Consider the following 8,462-nt stretch of genomic DNA (forward strand, 5'->3'; position numbering starts at 1 on the left):
AACGCTCGGCTGGAGAACCCCAGCCGAGCGCCTGCGTGATCTACTGACAACCACGTAAGCCATCAGGTGTTGCGAGGACCCCTAGAAACCGCCCACGACGCGGGGGCCTTCGCGCGTCCGGTGCGCCCGCAGGTACGCACGGAGGTACGCGCACAGGTACGCACGGCAGCGCGCACGGAGGGTACGCGCAAGGCCCCGCACCCTGGACGGGTACGGGGCCTTGTGGGCTCGGGAACTCAGCCCTGCCAGCTGTGCGGGGCGCGGAAGCCCGGCGTGCGCTCCAGGCGGCGCCAGCCTGCCTGGCGGGGCACGCCGACCGAGATCTCCTCGGGCGTCGCGGCGGCGCGGGCGAGCAGGATCGCGGTGATCGCGGCCAGCTCCTCGGGCTCGGCGTTGCCCTTCTCGACGCGCAGCAGGGTGTCAGTGGCGGTGGTCATGTGGTGGCAGGTCTCCTTCGCGGTTACTGCGGCGGGTTGCCGTGCTTGCGCGACGGCAGATCGGCGTGCTTGTTGCGGAGCATCGCGAGGGCGCTGACGAGCACCTCACGGGTCTCGGCGGGGTCGATGACGTCGTCGACGAGGCCGCGCTCGGCCGCGTAGTACGGGTGCATCAGTTCGGCCTTGTACTCCTTGACCATGCATACGCGCATGGCCTCGGGGTCCTCGGCGTCCGCGATCTGCTTGCGGAAGATGACGTTGGCCGCGCCCTCGGCGCCCATCACGGCGATCTCGTTGGTCGGCCAGGCGTAGGTGATGTCGGCGCCGATGGACTGGGAGTCCATGACGATGTACGCGCCGCCGTAGGCCTTGCGCAGGATCAGCGAGATCCGCGGGACGGTGGCGTTGCAGTACGCGTACAGCAGCTTGGCGCCGTGGCGGATGATGCCGCCGTGCTCCTGGGCGACGCCCGGCAGGAAGCCGGGGACATCCAGCAGCGTGATGATCGGGATGTTGAAGGCGTCGCACATCTGGACGAAGCGCGCGGCCTTCTCGGAGGCCTCGATGTCCAGGACACCGGCCAGGTGGCCGGGCTGGTTGGCGACGATGCCGACGACCTGGCCGTTCATCCGGGCCAGGGCGCAGATGATGTTGCGGGCCCAGCGCTCGTGGATCTCCAGGACGTCGCCCTCGTCGACGAGCTCCTCGATGACCTTGAGCATGTCGTACGGACGGTTGCCGTCGGCGGGCACCAGGTCCAGGAGGACCTCGCTGCGCCGGTCGGCCGGGTCGCTCGTGTCGTGGACGGGCGGGTTCTCGCGGTTGTTGGAGGGCAGCATCGAGATGAGGTAGCGCACCTCGGAGATGCAGGTCTCCTCGTCGTCGTACGCGAAGTGCGCGACGCCGGAGGTCTCGGCGTGCACGTCGGCGCCGCCGAGGCCGTTCTGGGTGATCTCCTCGCCGGTCACCGCGCGGACCACGTCCGGGCCGGTGATGAACATCTGCGAGGTGTCCCGGACCATGAACACGAAGTCCGTCAGGGCCGGGGAGTAGGCGGCGCCACCGGCGCAGGGGCCCAGCATGACCGAGATCTGCGGGATGACGCCGGAGGCCCTGGTGTTGCGCTGGAAGATGCCGCCGTAACCGGCGAGCGCCGAGACGCCCTCCTGGATGCGGGCGCCGGCGCCGTCGTTCAGGGAGACCAGCGGGGCACCGGCCGCGATGGCCATGTCCATGATCTTGTGGATCTTCGTGGCGTGGGCCTCGCCCAGGGCGCCGCCGAAAATACGGAAGTCGTGCGCGTAGACGAAGACCGTGCGGCCCTCGACCGTGCCCCAGCCGGTGATGACACCGTCCGTGTAGGGCTTCTTGTTCTCCAGGCCGAACCCGGTCGCACGGTGGCGCCGCAGCTGCTCGACCTCCCGGAAGGAACCTTCGTCGAGCAGCAGCGCGATGCGCTCACGGGCGGTCAGCTTGCCCTTGGCGTGCTGCGTCTCGGTCGCACGGTCGCTGGGGCCGCGCCTCGCCTGCTCACGCAGCGAGTGCAGCTCGGCCACGCGCCCGCGGGCGTCCGTCGGCTCGCTCGGGGTCTGGTCCACAACGGTCATGTACCGACCTTACGAAGATCGCGATGAAAAACCTCCGTTCATTCCGCACAGTCTCGGGAGACTTCCACTGTCCGGCCCGCACAGTACGCCCGAAGGATGTACGGACTCCGCCAGACGGGACCCTCCCCTGTTGTGGGACTTTCACAAATCCGCCTGACACCTCGACCAGATGTTGAAATTTGAACGGAATGGGTCTAGCGTCATCCTCGTTGAAGTCGTTGAAGATTCAACAGACAGTCGGTCGATACGACCACCACACACCGAGGAGCACGTCATGGGTATCTTCAGCCGCCGCAGCCAGAACGTGAACGTCCAGGACGGCGCCGCCGTCGCCACGCTGGAGGTCGACCCGGCGCTCGCCGCCCTCACCGGTGACTACGTCATCGACGCGGCCCACAGCAGCATCGGCTTCACCGTCCGCCACGCCATGGTCACCAACGTCCGCGGCGCCTTCTCCGGGCACGAGGGAACCCTGCACCTGGACGGCGCCGACCCGGCCCGCTCCACGGCCGCCATCGAGGTCAAGATCGCTTCCGTCGACACCGGCATCGCCGACCGCGACGCCCACCTGCGCGGCGGTGACTTCTTCGACGCCGAGGCCTTCCCGCTGATGACCTTCCGCTCCACCGCCGCGGCCACGCTGGGCGCAGACACGTACCGCGTCACGGGCGACCTGACGATCAAGGACGTCACCCGGCCGCTCTCCATCGACCTGGAGTTCAACGGCTCGGCCACCGACCCCTACGGCAACGAGCGCATCGGTTTCGAGGGCTCCGCCGAGATCCTGCGCTCCGACTGGGGCCTGACGTGGAACGCCGCGCTGGAGGCCGGCGGTGTGATGGTCAGCGACAAGGTGAAGCTGACCTTCGACATCTCCGCCATCAAGCAGGCCTGACCGTTCCCGACGCCGGGGCGCCCGGAACCGGGGGCGGCTAGAAGCCGCCCCCGCCGTCGAAGCCACCGCCACCGAAGTCCCCGCCGCCGAAGTCGGACGGGTTGAAGTCGGCCCCCGAGACGTCCCCGCCCTCGAAACCGCCGCCGTAGTCCGCGGCGTAGGCCGGGCTGGACATCATCGAACCGAGCATCGTGCCCACGAGCAGGCCGGGCAGGATGCCGCCGCCGAAGTAGCCACCGGCCCAGGGACCGTACGCCGGGCCGGCGTCGTAGTACGGCCGCGGCCCGTGCTCGGTGTCGACCGTACGGACCGCCGGGTCCAGGCCGTCGCGCAGCCGTACGGCGTCCGCCGTGCAGACCGGCACGGTACGGACGGCCCCACCCGCCGGAGCCCAGGAGCCGTCCTCGGTGCTCGGCCCGTGCCGCGGGTCGAAGAAGCAGGGCGAGCGACGCTCGGGCAACGGCCCGCCCTGCCGGCGCGCGTCCAGGGTGGCCAGCGCGAAGCGGCCGTCCTCCAGAGCCTGGGTGGCGCCCTTGACCTCCTCGGGGTACCGCACCGAGGCCATGATCTGCTTGGCCTTGTCGTAGGAGTCGAGCCCCTGCTCGTAGTCCGTCCGCATCGCGTCGTCGGCGCCGGGCTCACCGGGGTGGAAGTCGAGCCGCTCCAGCTCCTCGCCGAAGGCCGTGATGTCCTCGTCCACGACCACGCCGAGCCGGGCGATGGCCTCGCGCCGGGCCTCTTCCTTCTTCCTGCGGTTGCGGCGGACCAGCGCGTACGCGCCGCCGCCGCCCACCACGGCCACCGCGCCGAGGGCGACCAGCCCGCCGACGGGGACGCCCGCGTCGGCGCCGGTGGTGCCCCAGGAAGCGGGGGCGCCACCCTTGACCTGCGGCAGGGCCTGGTCCACGAAGTTGTTGAGCTGGGTGTTCGCGTCCATCGGGGTGCCGGTCTTGACGGCCTCGCTGAGGTTGCGCACGGCATTGGCCGGCATGACCGCCCGGTCGGCGCCGGCGTTGAATCCGTCGCCGAGCCGGATCGCGTAGAGCCCGGTGATGCCGGTCTCGGCGCGGACGGCGCTCAGCACCTTGTCCGCGGGGAACTCGGCCGTGGCCGGCAGCACCGCCACGAACACCGGCTTCCCCGCGTCCTTTATCTTCTTCGCGAGCGCGTCCGCCTGGGCCGTGGACAGCTGCCCCTCGGCCCCGGGGGCGACGTGGACCGGACCCTCCTTGAGGGCCTCCGCCACGGCTGCGACCCCGGTGTCCGCCGAGGCCTGCGGCGCGGCCACAAGAGCGGTCGTCGCCAGCGCCAGCAGCAGACCCGACAGCAGCGATCCCACACGTATGGATATCAGCCTGGTCCTCATATCCATGACGCTACCGGAACCGGTACTTTCCCGTGTGAGCTGGACATAAGGGCGCCCCGAGCCGGCGGTGAGGGCGGCTACTCGGCGGGCTCCACGCCCGCGTGCAGCAGGCCGTACGTGAACGCGTCCTCCAGGGCCTGCCAGGACGCCGCGATCACGTTCGGGGCCACGCCGACCGTGGACCACGCGCGTTCGCCGTCCGTCGTCGCGATCAGCACGCGCGTCGTGGACTCCGTGCCGTGCGTGCCCTCCAGGATGCGGACCTTGTAGTCGACCAGCTCGAACTTGGCCAGCTGCGGGTAGAACCGCTCCAGCGCCACCCGCAGCGCCCGGTCCAGCGCGTTGACCGGGCCGTTGCCCTCCGCCGTCGCGACGATCCGCTCGCCCTTGGCCCACAGCTTGACCGTGGCCTCGTTGGCGTGGGTGCCGTCCGGGCGGTCCTCGACGATCGCCCGCCAGGACTCGACGCGGAAGTACTTGCGGGCCCGGCCCTCGGCCTCGGCGCGCAGCAGCAGCTCGAAGGAGGCGTCGGCGGCCTCGTAGGTGTAGCCCTGGAGCTCTCGCGCCTTGACCCGCTCCACGACCCGGGAGATCAGCGCGCGGTCCCCGCCCAGTTCGACGCCGAGCTCCTTGCCCTTGAGCTCGATGGAGGCGCGGCCGGCCATGTCGGAGACCAGCATCCGCATGGTGTTGCCGACCCGCTCGGGGTCGATGTGCTGGTAGAGGTCCGGGTCGACCTTGATGGCCGAGGCGTGCAGGCCCGCCTTGTGCGCGAAGGCGGAGACGCCGACGTAGGGCTGGTGCGTGGAGGGGGTGAGGTTGACGACCTCGGCGATGGCGTGCGAGATCCGGGTCATCTCGGCGAGCGCCCCGTCGGGGAGCACCGTGCGGCCGTACTTGATCTCCAGCGCGGCGACGACGGGGAAGAGGTTGGCGTTGCCGACGCGTTCGCCGTAGCCGTTCGCCGTGCACTGGACGTGGGTGGCGCCCGCGTCCACCGCGGCCAGCGTGTTGGCGACGGCGCAGCCGGTGTCGTCCTGGGCGTGGATGCCGAGGCGGGCGCCGGTGTCGGCGAGGACGGTGGCGACGGTGGCGGTCACCTGGGCGGGCAGCATGCCGCCGTTGGTGTCGCAGAGGATGACCACGTCGGCGCCGGCCTCGTGGGCGGCGCGCACGACGGACTTGGCGTACTCGGCGTTGGCGCGGTAGCCGTCGAAGAAGTGCTCGCAGTCGACGAAGACGCGGCGGCCCTCGGCGACGAGGTGGGAGACGGTGTCGCGGACCATCTCCAGGTTCTCTTCCAGGGTGGTGCGCAGCGCGAGCTCGACGTGCCGGTCGTGGGACTTGGCGACGAGCGTGATGACCGGTGCGCCGGATTCCAGCAGGGCCCGCACCTGCGGGTCCGCGGCGGCCGAGCCGCCGGCGCGCCGGGTCGCGCCGAAGGCGACCAACTGGGCGTTCTTGAACTGGATCTCCGCACGGGCGCGGGCGAAGAACTCGGTGTCCCGGGGGTTGGCGCCGGGCCAGCCGCCCTCGATGAAGCCCACTCCGAAGTCGTCCAGGTGCCGGGCGATCGTCAGCTTGTCGGCGACCGTGAGGTTGATGCCCTCGCGCTGGGCGCCGTCGCGCAGGGTGGTGTCGAAGACGTGGAAGCTGTCGTCCAGGCCTTCTGACAGCACAGTTGCCGCCTCTGGTGTCGTCGTCATGCTGATCTGACTCCTGTCGGATGAGTGGTTCCGGATGCCTGCCGAGGGGGGCAGGCCGCCGTCACTGCCCCCAATCATCGCGCGCGGTCCGGTCCCGGCACGGATGGTCCGGGAAACGAAAAAACCCCTCGCGGGTAGCGAGAGGTCTGCGCGCGGGTCCGAGGCACGGTGGCCGCTTCCGCGAAGTTCTTCCGCGGTTCAGCGGCCACTGGGGACCGGCGCGCTGCTGGCGATAATCATGAGCTGAGCAGGCACGCTCGCAGTGTGCCACACCGTTCGCCGTGGATGGACAGGGATCTCAGCATGCGGGCACGCCTGTCGCGCGGGCGGATGACGCGCCTCGAACGTCCGCGCGGCTACCCCTGTGGGGAGAGGGTCTCCACCAGGAATTCCCGCACGTGGGCGAGGATGGACGCGCGGTCCAGCGTCGGCAGGCCCACCGCCAGCTGGATGCTGAATCCGTCGAGCAGGGCCCGGACCCGGGTCGCCACGCGTTCGGCGTCCACGGGGCGGAACTCCCCGCGCGAGATGCCCTCGGCGAGCAGCGCGACCAGGTCGCGGTGCCAGGCGCCCTCGATGGCCGCCTGCCGGTCGCGTTCCTGGGGGCCGGCGTTCTGGGAGCGGTTCCAGACCTCCAGCCACAGCGTCCAGTGCGGGTCGCGGGCGCGGGTGGGCACGTACAGGTCCACGTACGCTTGCAGGCGCTCGCTCACCGGACCTCGGCGGGCGAGCAGGGCCCGCCGCTCGCCGCCCAGTTCGGCCTCGCTCCACTCCAGGGTCTGCAGCAAGAGCTCGTCCTTGCTGCGGAAGTAGTAGAGGAGGTGGCCGCTGCTCATGCCGACCTCCCGGCCCAGCCCGGCCATGGTCAGGCCTTCGAGGCCGCGCTCGGCGATCGTGGCCATGGCGGCGACGAGTACGTCCTCGCGCGGGGGCGCGTTCTTCCGCGCCGCGCGTACCGGTACTCCACCCGCCACCATGGACCCACTCCTTGTCGGTCGGCTGCCGGTCGTCTGCGGATCAGACCTTCGGCTGCTGCTGGGTGATGCAGTGAATGCCGCCACCCCCGGCGAAAATCGTACGTGCGTCAACGAGTGTCACGGTCCGCTCGGGGAACAGTCCGCGGAAGATCTCGGCGGCCTCCTCGTCTCGCGGGTCGTCGAAGGCGCACAGCACGACGCCGCCGTTGCAGAGGTAGTGGTTGATGTACGAGTAGTCCACCCACTCGCCGTCCTCCTCCAGCACGGTCGGCGCCGGGATCTCGACGACCTCCAGCTGCCGGCCCCGGGCGTCGGTGGACGCGCGGAGAATGGCCGCGATGGTCTTGCAGCGCTCGTGGTCCGGATGGGCCGGGTCGGGCTGGGTGTGGACCATGACGACGCCGGGGCGGGCGAAGGCGGCGACGATGTCCACGTGACCCTGGGTGCCGTAGGTGCCGTAGTCGCCGGCCAGGCCGTACGGCAGCCAGATCGCCTTGGTGGTGCCGAGGTGGGCGTGGATCTCGGCCTCCACCTGCTGGCGGGTCCAGCCGGGGTTGCGGCCCTCGCCCAGCTGCACGGTGTCGGTGAGGAGGACGGTGCCCTCGCCGTCGACGTGGAGGGCGCCGCCCTCGTTGACGAGCTCGGTGCTGTACGTCCGGGTGCCGATCACGTCCGAGACGTGCCGGGCGATCTTCGAGTCGTGGTCCCAGCGGGCCCACTCCTGGCCGCCCCATCCGTTGAAGGTCCAGTCGACGGCCGCGAGCTCGCCGGCGTCATTGGTGACGAAGGTCGGGCCGATGTCGCGCATCCAGGCGTCGTCGAGCTCCCGCTCGACCAGCTGGACGTCGTCGCCGACGAGTCCACGGGCGCTCTCGGCGTCGCCGGGCGAGACCACGAGGGTCACCGGCTCGTACGCTCGGACGGCGCGGGCGACGGCGGCCCAGGCCTCGCGGGCCTCGGCGAGCTCCTGCGCGTTGGTGAAGGTCGGGTTGGGGCTGGGCCAGGCCATCCAGGTGCGCTCGTGGGGCGTCCACTCGGCGGGCATCCGGAAGCCGTCGTTCACAGGCTTGGTCATGGCAGGCGGGTCCTTACGGGCTGTGCCGACTTACAGGAAGTACAGGCGGTTGAGGGAGACCGATTCGGCGGCTTCGGAGCGCAGCGGTTCCCCGTCTAGGGAGACCAGTCCACTGCGCGCGTCCACATCGACCGCGCCCACCCGGGAGTTGAGCAGGAGGTCCGCGGGGCCGATGCCCCGGGTCCCGCGGACGGCGACGCGGCGCCGTCGGGTGGGCATCTCGTCGCTGCCCAGGGCGGCGGCCGCGGCGGAGACGAAGGCGACGGAGATATCGGCGGCCGTGGCTCCGTACGAGCCGAACTGCGGTCCGAGGACCAGGGGTTCGCAGGTGTCGGTGGCGGCGTTCGGGTCGCCGGTGACGCCGTAGGCGGGGAAGCCCGACTTCAGCACCATCTGCGG

At 70.8% G+C, this 8,462-nt stretch carries 7 protein-coding genes and 1 pseudogene; 1 reads left to right on the forward strand and 7 read right to left on the reverse strand.

The window, feature by feature from the left end; genetic code table 11:
• Positions 1 to 236: 236 nt before the first annotated feature.
• The gene (locus tag ACIQZO_RS40185; protein ID WP_403636338.1) at positions 237 to 437 is read right to left on the reverse strand and encodes an acyl-CoA carboxylase subunit epsilon; all 201 of its coding nucleotides are present in this window, start codon (positions 435 to 437) and stop codon (positions 237 to 239) included.
• Positions 438 to 460: 23 nt separating this feature from the next.
• Positions 461 to 2,044, reverse strand: coding sequence for an acyl-CoA carboxylase subunit beta (locus tag ACIQZO_RS40190; RefSeq protein ID WP_403636340.1), 1,584 nt, complete (start codon positions 2,042 to 2,044; stop codon positions 461 to 463).
• Positions 2,045 to 2,318: 274 nt separating this feature from the next.
• Here ACIQZO_RS40190 and ACIQZO_RS40195 point away from each other — a divergent pair, with 274 nt between their 5' ends.
• A complete protein-coding gene (locus ACIQZO_RS40195) occupies positions 2,319 to 2,939 on the forward strand; it encodes a YceI family protein (protein WP_403636342.1) in 621 nt (206 codons plus the stop codon).
• A gap of 37 nt (positions 2,940 to 2,976) precedes the next feature.
• Here the strand turns inward: ACIQZO_RS40195 and ACIQZO_RS40200 are convergent, their stop codons facing one another.
• The 5 genes and pseudogenes from ACIQZO_RS40200 to ACIQZO_RS40220 all read right to left on the reverse strand — a co-directional run.
• Entirely contained in the window at positions 2,977 to 4,305 is a 1,329-nt protein-coding gene (locus tag ACIQZO_RS40200; RefSeq protein WP_403636344.1) for a hypothetical protein, read from the reverse strand.
• A 77-nt stretch (positions 4,306 to 4,382) separates the two neighbouring features.
• Positions 4,383 to 6,011 (reverse strand): citramalate synthase, encoded by a 1,629-nt coding sequence (cimA, locus tag ACIQZO_RS40205; protein ID WP_403636346.1) that lies wholly within the window; start codon positions 6,009 to 6,011, stop codon positions 4,383 to 4,385.
• 356 nt (positions 6,012 to 6,367) lie between these two features.
• The gene (locus tag ACIQZO_RS40210; protein ID WP_403636348.1) at positions 6,368 to 6,988 is read right to left on the reverse strand and encodes a TetR/AcrR family transcriptional regulator; all 621 of its coding nucleotides are present in this window, start codon (positions 6,986 to 6,988) and stop codon (positions 6,368 to 6,370) included.
• A gap of 40 nt (positions 6,989 to 7,028) precedes the next feature.
• Positions 7,029 to 8,063, reverse strand: a complete 1,035-nt coding sequence (locus ACIQZO_RS40215; protein ID WP_403636350.1) for an agmatine/peptidylarginine deiminase — start codon at positions 8,061 to 8,063, stop codon at positions 7,029 to 7,031.
• Positions 8,064 to 8,093: 30 nt separating this feature from the next.
• Positions 8,094 to 8,462, reverse strand: a pseudogene (locus ACIQZO_RS40220) (urease subunit alpha); the annotation flags it as partial.

Source organism: Streptomyces sp. NPDC097617 (genome assembly GCF_044761485.1).
Taxonomy (GTDB): domain Bacteria; phylum Actinomycetota; class Actinomycetes; order Streptomycetales; family Streptomycetaceae; genus Streptomyces.